This window comes from Rhodococcus sp. IEGM 1307 (genome assembly GCF_030056915.1).
In the GTDB taxonomy this organism is placed as follows: domain Bacteria; phylum Actinomycetota; class Actinomycetes; order Mycobacteriales; family Mycobacteriaceae; genus Rhodococcus_F; species Rhodococcus_F opacus_D.
Genome location: NZ_JASHKW010000028.1, coordinates 1 through 16274 on the forward strand (window position 1 = coordinate 1; position 16274 = coordinate 16274).

General features: G+C 64.9%; 16 protein-coding genes and 2 pseudogenes. 2 read left to right on the plus strand and 16 right to left on the minus strand.

Going from position 1 to position 16274, the window contains the following annotated elements; all coding sequences use genetic code 11:
* Window positions 1–362: 362 nt before the first annotated feature.
* The 3 genes from QM841_RS37590 to QM841_RS37600 form a co-directional block, all read right to left on the minus strand.
* Window positions 363–3338, minus strand: coding sequence for a UPF0182 family protein (locus QM841_RS37590; protein ID WP_283335915.1), 2976 nt, complete (start codon window positions 3336–3338; stop codon window positions 363–365).
* A gap of 258 nt (window positions 3339–3596) precedes the next feature.
* Complete coding sequence (locus QM841_RS37595; protein ID WP_283335916.1) at window positions 3597–3836, minus strand: hypothetical protein; 240 nt, start codon at window positions 3834–3836, stop codon at window positions 3597–3599.
* Between the two features lie 456 nt (window positions 3837–4292).
* Window positions 4293–4781 carry an Ig-like domain-containing protein gene (locus QM841_RS37600; RefSeq protein WP_283335918.1) on the minus strand — a complete coding sequence of 163 codons (489 nt, stop codon included), beginning with the start codon at window positions 4779–4781 and terminating at the stop codon, window positions 4293–4295.
* Between the two features lie 600 nt (window positions 4782–5381).
* Between QM841_RS37600 and QM841_RS37605 the strand changes: the two genes are divergently transcribed.
* Window positions 5382–5540: a hypothetical protein gene (locus QM841_RS37605; RefSeq protein WP_283335919.1), complete on the plus strand. Its 159-nt coding sequence runs from the start codon at window positions 5382–5384 to the stop codon at window positions 5538–5540.
* Between the two features lie 183 nt (window positions 5541–5723).
* Here QM841_RS37605 and QM841_RS37610 read toward each other — a convergent pair whose 3' ends face one another.
* Entirely contained in the window at window positions 5724–6161 is a 438-nt protein-coding gene (locus QM841_RS37610) for a helix-turn-helix domain-containing protein (protein WP_283335920.1), read from the minus strand.
* A 132-nt stretch (window positions 6162–6293) separates the two neighbouring features.
* On the opposite strand from QM841_RS37610, the gene QM841_RS37615 reads away from it, so the two are divergent.
* On the plus strand, window positions 6294–6734 hold the full coding sequence (locus tag QM841_RS37615; RefSeq protein ID WP_283335921.1) for an excalibur calcium-binding domain-containing protein: 441 nt from the start codon (window positions 6294–6296) through the stop codon (window positions 6732–6734).
* A 43-nt stretch (window positions 6735–6777) separates the two neighbouring features.
* Here QM841_RS37615 and QM841_RS37620 read toward each other — a convergent pair whose 3' ends face one another.
* The 12 genes and pseudogenes from QM841_RS37620 to QM841_RS37680 form a co-directional block, all read right to left on the minus strand.
* Window positions 6778–7218, minus strand: coding sequence for a hypothetical protein (locus QM841_RS37620; RefSeq protein ID WP_283335923.1), 441 nt, complete (start codon window positions 7216–7218; stop codon window positions 6778–6780).
* A gap of 657 nt (window positions 7219–7875) precedes the next feature.
* Window positions 7876–8199: pseudogene (locus QM841_RS37625) on the minus strand (rhodanese-like domain-containing protein); the annotation flags it as partial.
* On the minus strand, window positions 8196–8462 hold the full coding sequence (locus QM841_RS37630) for a hypothetical protein (protein WP_283335924.1): 267 nt from the start codon (window positions 8460–8462) through the stop codon (window positions 8196–8198). The pseudogene QM841_RS37625 and the gene QM841_RS37630, both read right to left, overlap by 4 nt.
* Window positions 8459–8914, minus strand: coding sequence for a hypothetical protein (locus QM841_RS37635; protein WP_283335925.1), 456 nt, complete (start codon window positions 8912–8914; stop codon window positions 8459–8461). The genes QM841_RS37630 and QM841_RS37635 overlap by 4 nt, the downstream gene beginning before the upstream one ends.
* Before the next feature lie 36 nt (window positions 8915–8950).
* Window positions 8951–9370, minus strand: a complete 420-nt coding sequence (locus tag QM841_RS37640; protein WP_283335926.1) for a MarR family winged helix-turn-helix transcriptional regulator — start codon at window positions 9368–9370, stop codon at window positions 8951–8953.
* Between the two features lie 613 nt (window positions 9371–9983).
* The gene (locus QM841_RS37650) at window positions 9984–10439 is read right to left on the minus strand and encodes a MaoC family dehydratase (RefSeq protein ID WP_283335927.1); all 456 of its coding nucleotides are present in this window, start codon (window positions 10437–10439) and stop codon (window positions 9984–9986) included.
* The gene (gene fabG, locus QM841_RS37655; protein ID WP_283335928.1) at window positions 10436–11209 is read right to left on the minus strand and encodes a 3-oxoacyl-ACP reductase FabG; all 774 of its coding nucleotides are present in this window, start codon (window positions 11207–11209) and stop codon (window positions 10436–10438) included. Before fabG ends, QM841_RS37650 begins: the two co-directional genes overlap by 4 nt.
* A 15-nt stretch (window positions 11210–11224) precedes the next feature.
* Window positions 11225–11424 (minus strand): annotated as a pseudogene (locus tag QM841_RS37660) (hypothetical protein); the annotation flags it as partial.
* Between the two features lie 238 nt (window positions 11425–11662).
* Window positions 11663–12499: an SDR family oxidoreductase gene (locus QM841_RS37665; protein WP_283335929.1), complete on the minus strand. Its 837-nt coding sequence runs from the start codon at window positions 12497–12499 to the stop codon at window positions 11663–11665.
* Window positions 12500–12616: 117 nt separating this feature from the next.
* Window positions 12617–13564, minus strand: coding sequence for a helix-turn-helix transcriptional regulator (locus tag QM841_RS37670; protein ID WP_280781013.1), 948 nt, complete (start codon window positions 13562–13564; stop codon window positions 12617–12619).
* A 92-nt stretch (window positions 13565–13656) separates the two neighbouring features.
* A complete protein-coding gene (locus tag QM841_RS37675; protein WP_283335931.1) occupies window positions 13657–15177 on the minus strand; it encodes a long-chain-fatty-acid--CoA ligase in 1521 nt (506 codons plus the stop codon).
* Window positions 15178–15229: 52 nt separating this feature from the next.
* Complete coding sequence (locus tag QM841_RS37680) at window positions 15230–16246, minus strand: polysaccharide deacetylase family protein (RefSeq protein WP_283335932.1); 1017 nt, start codon at window positions 16244–16246, stop codon at window positions 15230–15232.
* Window positions 16247–16274: the final 28 nt, after the last annotated feature.

The following is a 16274-nucleotide window of genomic DNA, read 5'->3' on the forward strand; positions in this document are numbered from 1 at the left end:
CAGACTGGCTTCCCGAAAGCATCTTCGAGTAGGAATGATGCCTGGACCAGGGACTCCTACAATCGAGAGCGAGCGGATGTACATAACCCCCGCAAGTGTGCTCACAGTTGGGTGTCCACCTTGGTGTGGGCCGCCGAGTAACGACACAAGGATGGGTCGCTACCCGATGAGCGGGAGCGCAACCAGACCGAGGATCGGCAGAGAGTTCGCCGCCGTCGATCTTGATCAGTTCGAGGGGGGCGGAGAGACGGCGATGGTGAACGCGTGCGCGGCCGGCGGGTGGTCCTGGCCGGTCTACAGCCCGAATCCGCAATTTTCCATACGGGACAACGTCATTGCGCGGATCGCGCGGAGGGGATGGGTCAGCGCGGGGTGCCTCCCGCGGCCAGGTAGGTGTCGATGGCCTGTTGCAGGCGGTCCAGGGCCGCACCGTAGGCGGTGAAGTCGCCGGTGCGTTGCGCCTCGCGCAGGTTGGCCAGGGCGTCGTTGAGTTCGAGGACCGCGGCGGTCAGCTGGTCCGATGCCGCCGGCGGCGGGGCGGGCGGGGCGCCCGGTGGGGACGGCGCCGGCGGTTGCCCGCCGGTAGGTGGTGGTGTGGTGGCATCGCCGCCGGGTGCGGTGGCAACGGCGCCGGTGCCGGTGCCGAAGACCTGGTCGAGGGCCTCGGCGAGGGTGGGGGCGTACCCGATCCGCACCCCGCCCGTGCCGGGTTCGCGGTAGCTGACCAGGACCCGGGCCAGCTGCGGGAACGTGGAACTGTTGGGCGTGCTGGTCAAACGTTCGGTGAACACCGGTTCGACATAGAGAATGCCGCCGTCGGCGATCGGCAGGGTCAGCAGGTTGGCGTAGTAGATCCGGTTGGACCGCTCGAGCAGGGTGCGCTCGGAGGCGACGCGGGTGTCGGAGATCATCGAATTCTGGGTCTGCCGCGGGCCCTGGGTCTGGGTGTCCGTCGGCAACCGCAAAATGTCGATCCTGCCGTAGTTTTCGGGGTCGGAGTGCACCGAGAGGTAGGCAGAGAGGAATTCGCGGTTGAAGCCGACCATGGCGCTGGTGAGCCGGAAGGACGGGGCCGCGGTACCGGCGTCGCCGACCAGAACGTAGTACGGCGGCTGCTCCCCACCGGTGTCGGCGGTCGGATCGCTGGGCACCGACCAGAACGCGTTGGTGGTGAAGAACTCCCGCGGATCATCGACGTGGTACTTCGCCAGCAGGTCCCGCTGCAGGCGGAACAAATCCTCGGGGTAGCGGAAGTGCGCGCGCAGCTCGGTCGGGATCGCCGTCGGCGGCTGCACGGTGCCGGGGAACACCTTCATCCACGCCCCCAGGACCGGGTCGTTCTCGTCGACCTGGTACAGGGTGACGGTGCCGTCGTAGGCGTCGACGGTAGCCTTCACCGAATTCCGCACATAGGACACCTCCTCGCGGGCCAGGGTTCGGCCGGTGTCGTTCACGACCGGCTCAGCGAGTGAACCGACCTGCGAGTACGGGTAGTGCGCGGCGGTGGTGTAGCCGTCGACAATCCACACGATCCGGCCGCCGACCACCGCCGGATACGGGTTGGAGTCGGTGGTCAGCCACGGGGCGACGTGTTCAACCCGGCCGGCCGGGTCCCGGTTGAAGATGATCTTCGACTCGGACCCGATGGCGCCGGAGAACAAGATGTTTCGCTCGCCGTACCGGGCGGCGAACGCCAACCGGTTGACCCAACTGCCCACCGGCACCCCACCGCTGCCCGTATAGGTGTACTGGGCGGTGTCGGTGTCGTACTCGCGCGGCGGCACACCCTCCGGGCCGCCGACGATGGCGTAGTCCGGGTCCGCCTGCGCGATCACCTCACCGAAGTAGATGCGCGGTTGCTCGACCGGGATCACCTGGTCGCCGCCCACCTGGGAGGCGATATCGCTGACCGCATAGATCGGATACCCGCTGTCACTGCTCGCGCTCTGCCCGGCGACATCGCGGACGGCGGCGTTGACCCTATTGGCGGGAGCGGCGATGAACCCGTTGCCGTGGGTGTAAACGGTGTGCCGGTTGATCCACTGGGTCTGGTTGCCGCTGAGGCTGTTCGGGGAGAGCTCGCGGGCCGCGACGATGTAATCGGTGAGTTGTCCGTCGATGGTGTAGCGGTCGATGTTGAGATGCTCGGGAAAACCGTAGAAATTCTTCAGCTGTTGCTGCTGGGTGAAGGTGCGCGAGAGCACGGTCGGGTCCAGCAGGCGGGCGTTGGCGATCGTGGTGACGTCGGCGGGAATGTCCCGGGGCGACCGGGTGCCCACCCCGGGGTAGTCGAGGTAGCCGACCCGGTCCGGGCCGATTCCGTAGGCCTGCCGGGTCGCGGCGATGTTGCGTTCGATGTAGGGACTCTCCCGGTCGGCGGCATTCGGGCGGACCGAGAACTGCTCGATCAGCGCCGGATAGATTCCACCGACCAGGATCGCCGAGAGCACCAGCAGTGCCGTGGCCATCGCCGGGATCCGCAGGTCCCGCACCGCGATCGCGACGAAGAACGCCACCGCGCACAGCACCGCGATCGCGACCATGATCAACCGGGCCGGCAGCACCGCGTTGATGTCGGTGTACCCGGCGCCGGTGAAAGTCGGCTCCTTCCGGCCGCTCCACAACAAGGAGTACCGGTCGAGCCAGTAGGACGCCGCCTTCAGCGCGATGAACGTGCCCGCGAACACCGCAAGCTGGATGCGCGCCGGCCGGGACACCTCGATGACATGGTCCTTGCTCGGTGCCAGCCGGATGCCGCCGAACAGGTAGTGGGTTCCCGGGCCAATCAACAACGCCAGGAACACCGCGATGAACAGCCACGCCAGGATCAGCCGGTAGAACGGCAGATCGAAGACGTAGAAGCCGACGTCGTACCCGAACTCCGCGTCCACGATGCCAAACGCGCCGCCGTGCAAAAACAGTTGCACCGTCTCCCAACTCGCCTGCGCGTGCAGCCCGAACGGCAACGCCAGCAGCAATGCGATCCCCACCGTGAACGACCGCGGACGGCGCGACACCACCTCCCGGTACCGCTCGACCGGATCCTTCGCCGTGTTCGCGCCCGGGGCCGCGAACAGTGGGCGGGACCGGTACGCCCACACCACGGCCGCGAAGATCACCGCACCCACCAGCAGCGTCACCGCCGTGAACAGGATCAGGCGGGTGACCAGGACCGTCCCCCACACGCGACGGTAACCAACCTCACCGAACCACAGCCAATCGGTATACCCCACGACCAGACGCGGCCCGATCACCAGCAACGCAATGAGCGCCACCGTCACCATGATCATGACCCGGGCCCGCCGCGGCAGCGCCCGCATCCGGTCGGACGGTTGCATGGCCACCTCCCACGGGTCGGCTCACGAGCAGCCCCGCCGCGGACCACCTCGCCCGATCCAGCGAAGGCGTTCGTATCACCCCATTCTATTTCTAAGCGGCGCCGGGCTCATCCTGGCCGGCGCGCACTCGGCATCGGATTGGGCGAAGTGGACCCGCGAGTGGAGCGCCGCCGGGTTCGAGGGCGCGGCTCGTCGCCGGTTCCTCCTCGGCCGGTGACCGCGGAGCGGAGCGCGCAAGCCCGGTCCTTCAGGGCCGGGTTAGCGCATCGACTTCGGTCTACCGGGAGCACGGGGCGGTCGCCGCTGCTGCTCGATGTACTGCCGGATGATCGAGACGTCCACCAGGGTCACCATCAGCGCGACGCCTGCCGCACCGGATACGCCGAGCGCGGCGAGGAACGCGCCCATCTGCACGTCGACCGGGTCGATCAGCCGGGTCTTGGCGCGCAGCTCCCAGCCGACGAAGGCGACGGTCGCGACACCGACCCCGACCAGCATCGGCCCTCCCCACGGTGGCAGCACGGCGGTGCGCGGGTCCGGGTTGTACAGGCCGACGACGGCCAGCCCAAGGGCGACCGCGAGCAGCAGCCCCCGGCCACATCCACCCGGACGGGTTCGTGCGCCGGATCGCGGCGCGACACCGAAACCTGCACCGCGATCATGGCGAGCACGCCGAGCGGTACGTTCATCCAGAACACGCTCTGCGCTACGACCGGGCGATAATCCTCGCCGTCGAATAGCAGGGTTGCCCGGCCAAGATCTCAGCTTCGAAGCCCAGGCCGGCTCAGCGAGTCCTCCTCCCAAAGCTTCGACTTCGGTGTGATCTGCATGGGTTTCGTGGAGCGCCCCCACCTCTTGGAAAGGTGGGGGCGTCCAACGATTCCGAGGCCACCTCAGATCTCGCCGTACCAATTCTGAACCCGGAGATGTTGACCCGACCCGACGACCCCGGATTTAGCCGATGGGGAGGCATACCGAGCCAAGGTTCAGTCCTGTCGCGACGGTGACCGTCAGCGCTCCGGACGTTGAGGCTCTGAAATCGTCCACACCAACTTTTGCTCCGCCAAAGGTTGCTACCACCACATGCGCGCCCGTCGTGCTGAAGGTGTGCTGGACACTGGCGGTTCCGTTCGTCACGGCCGCTGCGGCGCCGAGCGTCGCATTGCCCTCCTTGAATGTGACCGTGCCACCGGTGAAAGCGGGCGTGACCTGGGCGGTCAAGGTGACTGGGCACGTTGTCGCAGCCATACCCTGGATCGAGATTGTCGTTGTGGTGTTGATGGTCGCAGCTGCGGCGGGTGGAGCCACCAGGATCATTGCCGCGGCGGTGGCTCCAAGGGTCAACATTCCGGCCCTCAGGCGGCGCGCAGGTCTGCGTCGACTATGTGCACCAAGGCCTGCAGATTCCCAACCTGACAGGTTGGATACAACTGATGTGATCATGACCGCACTCCTTCGATTCGCGCTGTGGGGGACGCGAAGCGGACGACCACGCATCAGACGTTTCGCGGCCGCCCGGGCCGCTGAATTTGACGTTACTCGGGGCAAGTAGCCACCAACAATGCCAAACCGACCGCTCGGCACAGTGTGGTCAGCCCCGGTGCTTCTTTCCTGGTGATCTGGACATATCGGCAACTCACCCGTAACTCCTGCCGCTCATAGGGCGGTATGGTCGGCGGCCGTGCGCGACGTGCGTGAGCTGCTGATGCTTCCTGCGTACCGACCTCGGCAGGCCGATCACCCACATGTTTCCGCCGCGAGGGTTAGCATCCCAGAGCGTGACAAGCTTGCGGTCGATACCGCTCACGCTTTTGCGAATGAATTACCGATTGTTGCGTATCCCTTTGCAATTGATCGAACAGGTCGCGGAATCACGCCTGGATGAGCACGACCGGTCCAGGCTGACCTACGAGGGATTCCTTGTCCACGATGCGGACGTGCACGGTCTGGCCTTTCTGCGACCGAACTGCCGCCACTCATCTCGGTGACACTGTCGCCGCGGAGCGCGCCGAGGAGTTGCGGCGCCATATCCTGGCCACGCAGATGACCGTCGCTTTGCAACAGCGGCGACTCGAGGAGCGACGAGAGGCCGAGGCGGCCGGCAGGACGGCGCAGTGGGAGGAGCGGCAGCGACATAAGAAGCGGCTCCGCGCGGCGAAGGTGGTGCCACTTTTCGAACAGATCGATCCCCCGTCGCCTTGACTTCGCCACGATCATCGCTCGGATGTCCGGGCGATCTTCCGCCAAGTTCTCGAACACCGGACCCGGGGATGCGATCCGTCCACCGCGCGTGCGCCAGGCCGGTCTGCGCGAGCCGGATCAGCACGTCTCGTAAAACATTCGGGTACAGCCCATTCGCGTCGCAGAAGCACGGTGAAGGGCACGTCAGTACAGCCCGAGGTCTTCCGTCAGGGCCGCCAGCTCGTCCGCGGCGCCGCGCGAGGTCCCCAGTTGCGTCCGCTGGTAGGCGAGCAGCGAGGAGGCGAGGATTCGGCGATGGCGGCCGACCATCCGGTACTCGATGTGCCCTTCGTCGAGGAGCTTGATCACATGTGGGCGCGAGACGTTGAGTATCTGCGCGGCCTGCTGGGTCGTCAGCTCCGCGTGTGCCGGGACGACGGTGACCCCCCGGCCCGCGGCCATATTCGCCAAGACCTCGCGGATCAGATCGAGTGCCGCGCGAGGAAGATGCACCGACTCTGCGGTGCCGGCGACGGTCACATCGAGGGTCTCCCCCGCCGGCTCGACGTAACGAAGCAGCTGCAGTGCCTGCCGGGCCTGTTCCTGCTCGACCACGGTCGGCTGATCATGTGCTGCGGACATCACGCCACGTCCTAAACGATATATACGCAACAAACGAAACAACCGCAACGGCGTGCTCGGTCCGTGGGGGGCCTTCGCCTGTCGGTCACGCAGCGGATACCGAACGTTCTGTTTTCCTGATTTCATGCCGCAATGAAGAAGACAACCCTGGGGATGGCAGCGCTGGCCGTTTCCGCACTCATCAGCGGCTGCGGTGGCGGCACGCAGTCCAGCAGCACGTCGCCCACCACCACGGCCTCGGTGGCCCGGCTGATCGACGCATCGAGCGCACGGCCCACGACCACCACGGGCGCGGCGCCCGCTACGACAACCGCCGCCCTGCCGGTAATCACGACGGCGGCCGTCGCCCCGCCGGTCGCGCCCACGACAACCGTGGCCGTTGCTCCCCCGCCGGCCCCCGCCGTCATTCCGGCAAACCCCCCGGCGCCGATCCACACCGCCCCGCAATCATCGGTCAGCTTCGCGTCCTGCGCCGACGCAAAAGCAGCCGGTGCGGCGCCGATCTACCAAGGCGAGCCCGGCTACTCGACGAAGCTCGACCGGGACAAGGACGGTATCGCCTGCGACAAGTGAGGCGTCAACATCGTCGACGTCGTGCCGTGATCGACGGTGCGGGTCACAGGGGGCACAGTGTTTGCCGGGTCCGGTTCCAGAACGGAAACAGCTCGGGGCTGCCGGCGTCCGGGTGTTGCCGTTGCGCCTGCTCGATGAATTCGAGGACCGTCTTTCCGGTGGTGTGCGAGAGTGCGCAGGCGTCCAGACTCAGCTTCGCCGACGCCACGAACCCGATCCGCTCGGCGTACGGGCCCAGGACCCCGGAATCGACGAACGGAGCGAGGCCTGTCCCCCACCGGTTGAAGGCGGACTGCAACCCGAAATCACAGGGAGACCCGAATAGTTCACTGCACGTCGTCGGTCCGCCGTGGACCATGACCGTGGTATCGGGCAGCGGGCGCGGCGGCTCGGGCGAGTCCGGCCGCGACGCGACCGCCCACACCACCAGCACCGCGGCGCCGACCACCAGGCACACCAGCACCGCCTTCAGGACCTGCTTCATCGCTCACTCACCTCGTCACACACCTTCATTGCACCACTCCTGCCCTGCGGCCGACCCGAAAAACCGGTGGACGCCAACGAGAAAGCCGGAACGCGAGCGCTGTCGTGGGTCATCGGCGGGGTATATGCGTAGATCCACCTCATAGAGGCCGCTACAACCGTGCGCGGCCGGCCACCTCAGATGCGAGGCCCCGCCACCGGTCCGCACCGGCGGGGGTCAGTTCCGCTTCCGCGGCGCCCGTTCGAGACTGTTGAGCTCATCGAGAACCCGGTCTACGGCGGTGGTCGGGATCCGTAAGTCTGTGCCCTCCGAGACCCGGAGGCGGTCGCGGACGTAGGCGAGCATGGCGAGCTCACGCTCGACGTCGGCTACGTTTCGCTCGCTCACGGTCTTAGCATCCCACCCCAGCGGAGTGCGAGTAGGAACTATGCCTCCCGCGTGGCGCCGAGCAGAACGCCGACAACGCAGCGCGGACCACCACTCCGCCCTTGCGGGACATGGCGTCACTCCAGTCGACACCCATTGCATATCGAGCGAATGACACCAAGTATCGGGCGGGCGGCGCACACCCTTAGACGATCCGCCCAGGCCGGGTGCCAGCTCGACCAGTGTCGCAAGGGACGGAATCGCGGGGAGAGTGCCACCCTCTCCCCGGGCGGTCAGTGACCCGCCCGCACCGCGCCAGTGGACGAGGCCACCGCTCATGTTCACCGCGTCGAAGCCGTTCTCCACCAGCAGGTTCGCAGCCCCGGCCGAGCGAATTCCGCCGGTACAGAAGGTGATGAGCAGACGGTCGTCGGGGAACTCCAGGCAGCGGTCGAGCAGTTCCTCGAGTGGCGCGTGCACGGCGCCGGGGATGTGTACCCGGTTCCACTCGAACTGGCGGCGGACATCGACAACGAGGGCACCGTGTTCGACGAGGCGGACCGCCTCCGCGGCGCTGATCGCCGGCGGTCGGCGCAGATAATGCCTGAGACTCATGCGCTGCGCGCCTCCTGCCGCAGGTTGACCATCGTGAGAGGGCCGCTGAGCACGGGCACGAGCGCACCAATGCGGGTCCGGGTCGGCAGGCCGCGACCGAGCAGTGCCGTGACGGCGACGGACAGGTAGAGCGCACCGTGGATCGGGCCGAGGACACCGGCGACCGCGGCGTCGTGCACGGTGCCGAGGTTGGCCAGCAACCCCAGGACGCTGACGGTCTCGAGTGCCGAGAGCACGGCCAGCGTGCACAGCAACCCGGTCATACGTAGCTCGATCCGGGTCGCACGATCATCAGCACGACGACGACCACCCACAGCAGGTTGAACAGGCCAGTCACCATGCCGAGGCGCCGGAGTTGGGTTCCGTCGTCGGGTGTGGTGAGCGCCTGTTGTTGGAGCGGGGCGATTTGCAGGGCGAGCAGTCCACCGGCGATCGCGGTGAGCACCATCGCGACCACGACCCAGACCTCGCTCGTGCGGCCTTGCACGGTGGCGAGGAGAAGGCCGACGACCGGGACCGCGATCGCCAGGACGCCGTAGATACGGGTGATCCGGTGCAGCACCCGGGCGGTGTTGGTGTTCCGCTCGATCTGCTGTGCACCGCCCACTGTGGCGGTCACCGGCGCGTGCCGGGGGAACAGGCTGGTGGCCACCGCGACCGGGCCCACGAAGAGGATGCCCGCCACGACGTGGAGGGAGAGCAACAACGATTCCATGACCTTCAGCCTAACTGAAGGTTGGCGGGTGAGGTGTCAGTCAGTCGCCGACATCACCCGCACCAAGTGCGCCCGCAGCGCCTCGGTCAGCTCGGGATGCTGCGCGGCGAACTCGTCATCGAGACGGGCCACTACCTCGGCCGCGCGAGCCAGCAGTGATTCGCCCTCCGCCGTGATCCGCAGGGTCGAGGCGGCCCCGGCGTGCGCGGTCGAGTCGTCGACCAACCCGGACTCGACGAACGCCGCGACCGCCGTGTGAGCGCTCTGCACGGTGATGCGGGAACGCCGAGCGAGCTCACTGAACGAGATGCCCGGCGTCCCGCGGATGTGCCCCAACAGCCCGTACTTGCGGGTAGTCAACCCGAGCGGCTTCAAACCGTCGGTGAATGCCGCCTCCCACACCCGGCTCACCGTGAGCAGCGTGACCGTAGGACTGAAAGGCGGAGGCTGCGACATGGGAGCAGGCTACCCACACCGCACCACCACAGCTCAATTTTGTGGGCGAACCCGTCGATTCCCCCTCAGAGTTCACGCCGAGAGAAGCCGAAGTCCACCCCCGGCCCTGACCAGCCTCGCCGGTGCCGGCGAAGACCCGACGCCGGCACCGCTGACGCGGACAACCGCCACCGCACGGCGCCGAAGATCATCGTCCCGCAGGCTCATAGCCTCCCTGGCAGGATGGCCACACTTTGGAACAGGGCAATGTTGCGACTCACGCGACCGGCGTCGCTACCTGAGCATCACGGAAGGCTCGCTCGAGCTCGGCCGAAATCCGCCGCGGGACAACACCTCGTGACCCTCGCTGATCGCCCACTCACGAATCTCCTTCGGCGACGTCTTCACCGGAGCCTCACTCCCCACTTCCCTCGTCACCGAGACCCATTTTGACCAGTTGTGCAGGGTCGCCTCGGAAATCCCGAAGTCTTTCGCGATCCCGAAGCCGTTCCCCGAAGAGTTTCCGCCGCGACGTGGTCGCCGCAAGCGAGAAGACCCGCTGAGCCAGTGCAGCCCCCTTCGATCACTTGTCATCGTGCAATCTATCCGGTGGGGATTTCGCAAATTTGCGACGTTAATTCGGAAAGTAGATGCTGACAATCTCAGCAATACAAATCGGCTTGTCGGCATTCTCGCGTTCGATCGTGACGGCCGTGACAACCTGGACGCCCGAGGGAACGGTTTCAACGTCTGCTATTTCAACCGCAGCCCGAATCCGCGAGCCGACGGGAACGGGTGCCGGGAATCGAACCTTGTTCGACCCGTAGTTGATTCCCATTCGGACGCCGTCGACAACGTAGACCTCCCATACAAGCATCGGGATCATCGAAGTCAGCAGATGTCCGTGGGCGATGGTGGCACCGAACGGTCCGTCAGCAGCCCGTGAGGGATCGACGTGAATCCACTGGTGGTCACCCGTCGCGTCAGCGAACGCGTCGATTTTCTCCTGTGTGAGGGTGTGCCATGACGAGTAGCCGATCGGGGTGTTCGCCACCGCGTGCAATTCATCGATTCCGTTGAGTGTCTTCATACTTTGGGCCCTCCGGCGACGTAGAGAACCTGCCCGGAGACGAATCCGGCTCCCTCACTGGCAAGGAATGAGATCGCGTGTGCGATGTCGTCGGGGACCCCAACTCGGGCGACGGGGATGTCGGCGGCCGCCCTCTTCTTGAGATCGTCGAATTTCATTCCCATTCGCGCTGCCGTCGCGGCTGTCATCTCGGTCTCGATGAAACCGGGAGCAACGGCGTTGGCGGTAACGCCGAATTTGCCGAGTTCGAGGGCCAGGGTTTTGGTGAAACCTTGCAGCCCGGCTTTGGCTGCGGCGTAGTTCGCTTGACCGCGGTTTCCGAGCGCCGACACGCTCGAGAGGTTGATGATCCGTCCGAAACCGGCCTGAGTCATGTGTCCCTGAACCTCTCTCGTCATCAGGAACGAGCCACGCAAGTGGACGTTCAGGACGGTATCCCAGTCGGTGGCCGACATTTTGAACAGAAGATTGTCGCGGGTGACGCCAGCGTTGTTGACCAGAACGACCGGCGCTCCGAGCTCCGTTGTGATCTTATCCACTGCTTTCTCGACACCAGTTCCGTTGGAGACGTCTGCGCCGACAGCAAGTGCAGTGCCTCCGGCCTGAGTGATCGTGTCGACCACGTACTGGGCGGCGGCCTCCTCGAGGTCGAGGACGGCGACAGCGTGGCCGTCTGCGGCGAGCCGCTGCGCGACGGCGGCGCCGATTCCCCGTGCAGCACCGGTGACGATTGCGGTACGGCGGTGTTCGGGATGAGGTGATGCGTTCACGAGATGGGGTACCTCTCAAGGATTGGATCGATGTGACTTCGGGTCAGGAGAGCGTTCGAGGATCAGTACCATGCCCTGTCCTCCGCCTACGCACATGGTTTCGAGGCCGAACTGCTTGTCGTGTGTCTGCAGTGAGTTGATGAGGGTGCTTGTGATCCGCGCACCGGTCATGCCGAACGGGTGGCCGATGGCGATGGCCCACCGCTGACGTTCAGTCACTGTTCGCCGACACCGAGCATGAGGTCGTCGATGGCGCTTGGATCGAGTGCAGGTACATTCGCCAACGCGGCCGTGACCATCTGGAGGGGGAGGTCATCGAGCCGAATGTCCTTCAATGGAGCCCTTGATGGCTCTTCCGATCGGCGAACGTGCAGTGGCGACGATGACAACTTCAGGCATGGTTGTTCCTCGAATCGGTGATTGCTGTACGTGGAAGAAGGTGGAGGCGAAGGTTCAGCCGGCGCAGCCGGAGATCCCGCCGTCAAGCGGAATGATGGTGCCGGTCAGGTAAGAGCCGGCGCGGGAGGCCAAGAACCGGACCGTGCCGATCAGGTCGTCGGTTTGTCCGTAGCGGCCCAGCGGGACGCGCTCGAGCAGCTCTGCCTCGACCTCTGGATCCGCCGCGACGTGTCCGAGCATGTCCGTCAAGACCGGTCCGGGGGCGATCGCGTTGACGGTGATGCCGTCGGAAGCCAGTTGCTTGGCTAAATGGCGGGTGACCATGTGCAGCCCGGCTTTGCTCGCACTGTAGGAGTAGTTCTCCCAGCTAGGTGTAGCCAAGGCATCCACGCTGCCGATGTTGATGACACGAGCGGGCCGGTCTGGGCGTGCCGCATTGCGAAGAAGCGGAAGCGTTCCCGTGATGAGGTAGAACGGAGCGACAAGGTTGGTGTTGAGCACCTTCGTCCAACCGATGAGGGGAAACTCTTCAAGTGGCGCACCCCAGGTGGCCCCGGCATTGTTCACCAGGACGTCGATGCGTGTCAGGTGCTCGCCAAGCCATTCGACCAGACCGGTCACCCCTTCGGCCGACGACAGGTCACTGGCGACGGGGGTGCAGCGTCCTGCCGTTCCCGCAGCGTCTGCCTCGGCATTGATGGCTTCGGCCGTCGCGCGGCACTGTTCTTCCTTTCGGCTGGTGATGACAACGTGGGCACCACCCAGTACCAGGCCGCGGGCGATCGTGGCGCCGATCCCTCGTGAGCCACCGGTTACGACGGCGGTCCGCCCGGCGACAGAGAAGAGGGTGTCGGGCGCCGGTCGCACTTCTGAGGTGGTTGCACTATTCATGCCATCTACGCTAGGTCCGCATTGGCGTTATCTCTTGGGGGGCAGCGCACTTCGCTTGCATCGCGCGCAGCAGACACGCGCAGACCCGGTCGTCGAGCGGGCCCGCGGGCCGCTGATTCAGTCGTTTGCGGATGCCGCAGAACGTGTGTCGGACGGGCGCTCACCGAAGGCCCGCCGGTACGCATTACTGAAGGTGCTGAGGTCGCCGAATCCTGAGGAGTAGGCCACCTGAGTCACGCTCTGGTGGCTCCAGCCACGGTCCTGCAGACGCAACCGCGCCAACGCCAGACGCTCCTCTCGGATGAGATCCGACGGTGTTGTCCCAATCCGCTGCAACTGGGCCTGAACGTGCCGGAGCGACCAGCCGAGGCGCGCCGCTGCCACGGCTCCTGTGAGGTTCGGGTCGTGCGCATTCTCTCGAACAAAGCGCCGGATGGCGGTGACCAACCCTTCCTGAACATCGACGGAGGGGGTGGCCGTGTCTGCGTTGTAGGCGAGCGCCACGAGATCGACGATTCGGTCGGCTATCGCATCGAACTGACTCCCGGTGAGCTCGTGCCGCTCCCTGCGCAGACTACTGACCACGTCGACAACGATGCGTCCCAGTCCAGATGTCGCATCGAGGACGGTGCCAGCTTGCGGCAATGTCGGCACCCGCGCCTCGATCCGGTCACGTGGAATCACGAATGCAACAGAAGAGAAGCCATCACCATGGCGCAGAACAGTCGCGGTGTCCAGCGATGTGAGAGCCATGACCGCCGGTGTGATCGTGGCTTCACGACGATCCTGCTCGAGGATCACTTCGCCCCGGACCGGTAGGAGCAGTTCGTAGGCGCCATGTGGATGTCGACGGATGTCCGCTGCCGTGCGGGAGAGGACCTCCGCTTCGCCCCACCAACGAACTAGCTGGTACGTGTCCGAATGTTGATGCTGAAGGATTCCCTGGTAGCTGTCCGCAAGGGAGAAGGCCATCGGACAGTGGATCGACGAGACCTGATCGCGCCACCAATCACCACGCTCGCGCTGGTCGTGCTCGTTGCTGCGCAACGTATCGACGGAATACAACGTCAAAGCACCTTCTCACACCGCTATGCCGAAACTGCGACTCGTGCCACCGTCGACGCTAGCGCGCGCCGGCGCCCACGCCAACGGCGTGATCATCGCAGAGCCCGCTTGAGTAGCTTTCCTGTCGCGTTCATCGGCAAGGTATCCCTGAACTCCACCAGGCGCGGGTACTTGTAAGCCGCCAACCGTTCCCGTGACCAGCCGATCAGGTCTTCCTCCTTCAACTCCGATCCGGGCTCGCGGATGACGAAGGCTTTCACTTCCTCACCGATTCGCTCATCGGGGATTCCGACGACGGCCACGAGGCTGACCTCTGGATGGCCGATGATCACCTCCTCGAGCTCGCGCGGATAGACGTTGAAGCCTCCCCGCACGATCAAGTCCTTGGCGCGATCGACGATGAAGTAGTAGCCGTCCTCGTCTCGCGTTGCGATATCGCCCGTGCGGAACCAGCCGTCGCGGATCACTTCCTTTGTCGCCTCGGGCCGCCCCAGGTATCCCTTCATCACGTTGTATCCACGTACGGCGAGTTCTCCTGGTTCACCGACGGGGACCTCGTTCCAGTGATCGTCGATGAGCTCCACCTCTACTCCCCAGATCGGTTTGCCGATCGATCCCGACCGGTTTGGTTGGTCGAGCGGGTTGAACGTGACGGTGGGACTGGTTTCGGAGAGTCCGTAGCCTTCCCGGATCCCGACACCGAAGACATCCCTGAACCGCTCCAGCACATCGACGGGCATGGCAGCTGCGCCGGAAAGCGCGATTCGCAGGAGACCGGCGAGGTCAACGTCTATTCCGTCAGCGGCCTTGTTGAGCAGAGCCCAGTACATCGTCGGGACACCGGCAAAGACTGTCACCCGGTGCTGCGTGATCAACGCCAGGGCCTCGGCTGCGTCGAATCGTGGCAGCAGGACCAGGGTGGCCCCCATTGCGAAGCCGGCGTTCAGCTGTACGGTCTGTGCGAACGAATGGAAGAGCGGAAGAGTGACCAGATGTACGTCGTCGGCGCGGGCGTCGAGCAGTTGGTTATGCCCGATGGCGTTGAGGACCATGTTGGCGTGGGTGAGCTCCGCCCCCTTCGGCTTGCCAGTCGTCCCGCTCGTGTACAGGACCACCGCTGTGTCCGTTGCCTCGGTCACCTGCAGGACCTCTTCCGCGGGGTGTTCGGCCAACGCGTCAGCCAAGGTAGTTCCCACGCCTGGCTCATCGAACACTGCGGAGCCAAGGGTGACCAGATGCTCACAGGACTCGACGTCCTGGAATCCGCGCCACGCCTCGTCGTCGAGCCCCAGCACGGTACAGAAGTACACCGTCGCGCCCGAGTCACGGAGGTGGTAGGCAACCTCCTCCCGCTTGAGCATCGTGTTGAGCGGCACGACGGCTCCACCGGCCTTGAGGATGCCGAAGTAGACAATCGGAAACTCGACAACATTCGCGATCGTCAGGGCAACGCGGTCGCCTGGGCGCAACCCCCGTGAGAGAAGAAAACGGGCAACACTGTTCGCAGCCGCATCGATCTCACCGAAGGTGAGGGTTCGGTCACCTTCGATGACAGCGGTTCTGCCGGGAGTGCGTCGAGCAGTGTCGGCAAGCATGGTGGCCAGGTTGAGCATGATCCTGCTTTCAGATAATGACGGTGTGACGTTGTGAATGTGGATTGCCGACTCAGGACCAATCCCAGTCGTACTCAGCTCCCACCCGCTTCGCCAACGGCTTGAACATGCGCTCTTCGTAAGTCGCCATCGTGTCGAGGCCGGGAATGGGCGCGAGGTTCAGGATCTCGGCAAGCCGCTCGACGTCGAGTTCAGGTTTCGGCAAGCCCGCAGCAAGCGCGAACCTCTGAAGCTGGTTGGTGAAGCTCTCATTACACGGCGGCTTCCCGAAGTTCACCGGATGCTTCATCGCCTCATCGAGGGCTACGAACTCCACGCCACGCTCGAGGAATGCCTCGAGGATCGGAGCGAGGGTGTCACGAGAGATCGTGGTGCCGTGTACGAGCCAGATGAGAGGCGCGTCGGCACCGAACAGGGTATGCGCGGTGTCCGCGTGCTGGTAGAGCATGTCAACAGCGGTCGACACGTGCAGGTCGCGTACCTGCTTCTGCACGTCCTTGTCGCCTAGGGTCATCGCGCGGAAGTACGGCATGATGAACGCGAAATCACTGAACCAACTGGTGATCGGGGCAGTGCGGTAGCCGAGATCAGCGAGGTAGTTCTCGACTTCCCCTCGACGTCGTTCGGATCCTGACGACATGTCCATGGGGTACCGGAAGTACTTCGACGGTGCGGCGTCGATCAGATGACCGATGTACTTCTCGGCCGTCTCAAAATCGCGTCGGAATGCCGCCTCGGGCATCCAGCGCAGCGGCGCATGCTGGTGAGTGTGGTTACCCAGGTGATGGCCTGCTTCGGCCCACGCCTCGAAGGCCTCGATTTGCTCTGGCTCGTTCTCGAGCCGGTATGTGTGAGAGAAGCCGTAGGTCCCCTTGAGTCCGTAGTCGTTCAACGTTTTCGCCACAGACCGCGTGATGTCGGTGGGAGTCGTGTCGTCCGGCATGGGAACGCCGTCCCACAGGACGAAGTCATCGATCGTGACCGCAATCTTAAGAGGTCGGTCGGCGCGTGTGTCATTCATTGCGTTGACTCCAGATCTACCAGGAGGGCCCTTCGGCACGAAGCCCATTTGTCACCGACCCTATGAAGTGATGGAC

What these genes read in the sequence shown, in the direction of transcription:
- QM841_RS37590 (WP_283335915.1), bottom strand. Translation starts at nt 3,338, where the DNA reads ATGCAACCGTCCGACCGGATGCGGGCGCTGCCGCGGCGGGCCCGGGTC.
- QM841_RS37595 (WP_283335916.1), bottom strand. Translation starts at nt 3,836, where the DNA reads ATGCTGGTCGGGGTCGGTGTCGCGACCGTCGCCTTCGTCGGCTGGGAG.
- QM841_RS37600 (WP_283335918.1), bottom strand. Translation starts at nt 4,781, where the DNA reads ATGATCACATCAGTTGTATCCAACCTGTCAGGTTGGGAATCTGCAGGC.
- QM841_RS37605 (WP_283335919.1), top strand. Translation starts at nt 5,382, where the DNA reads ATGACCGTCGCTTTGCAACAGCGGCGACTCGAGGAGCGACGAGAGGCC.
- QM841_RS37610 (WP_283335920.1), bottom strand. Translation starts at nt 6,161, where the DNA reads ATGTCCGCAGCACATGATCAGCCGACCGTGGTCGAGCAGGAACAGGCC.
- QM841_RS37615 (WP_283335921.1), top strand. Translation starts at nt 6,294, where the DNA reads ATGAAGAAGACAACCCTGGGGATGGCAGCGCTGGCCGTTTCCGCACTC.
- QM841_RS37620 (WP_283335923.1), bottom strand. Translation starts at nt 7,218, where the DNA reads ATGAAGCAGGTCCTGAAGGCGGTGCTGGTGTGCCTGGTGGTCGGCGCC.
- QM841_RS37630 (WP_283335924.1), bottom strand. Translation starts at nt 8,462, where the DNA reads ATGACCGGGTTGCTGTGCACGCTGGCCGTGCTCTCGGCACTCGAGACC.
- QM841_RS37635 (WP_283335925.1), bottom strand. Translation starts at nt 8,914, where the DNA reads ATGGAATCGTTGTTGCTCTCCCTCCACGTCGTGGCGGGCATCCTCTTC.
- QM841_RS37640 (WP_283335926.1), bottom strand. Translation starts at nt 9,370, where the DNA reads ATGTCGCAGCCTCCGCCTTTCAGTCCTACGGTCACGCTGCTCACGGTG.
- QM841_RS37650 (WP_283335927.1), bottom strand. Translation starts at nt 10,439, where the DNA reads ATGAAGACACTCAACGGAATCGATGAATTGCACGCGGTGGCGAACACC.
- QM841_RS37665 (WP_283335929.1), bottom strand. Translation starts at nt 12,499, where the DNA reads ATGAATAGTGCAACCACCTCAGAAGTGCGACCGGCGCCCGACACCCTC.
- QM841_RS37675 (WP_283335931.1), bottom strand. Translation starts at nt 15,177, where the DNA reads ATGCTCAACCTGGCCACCATGCTTGCCGACACTGCTCGACGCACTCCC.
- QM841_RS37680 (WP_283335932.1), bottom strand. Translation starts at nt 16,246, where the DNA reads ATGGGCTTCGTGCCGAAGGGCCCTCCTGGTAGATCTGGAGTCAACGCA.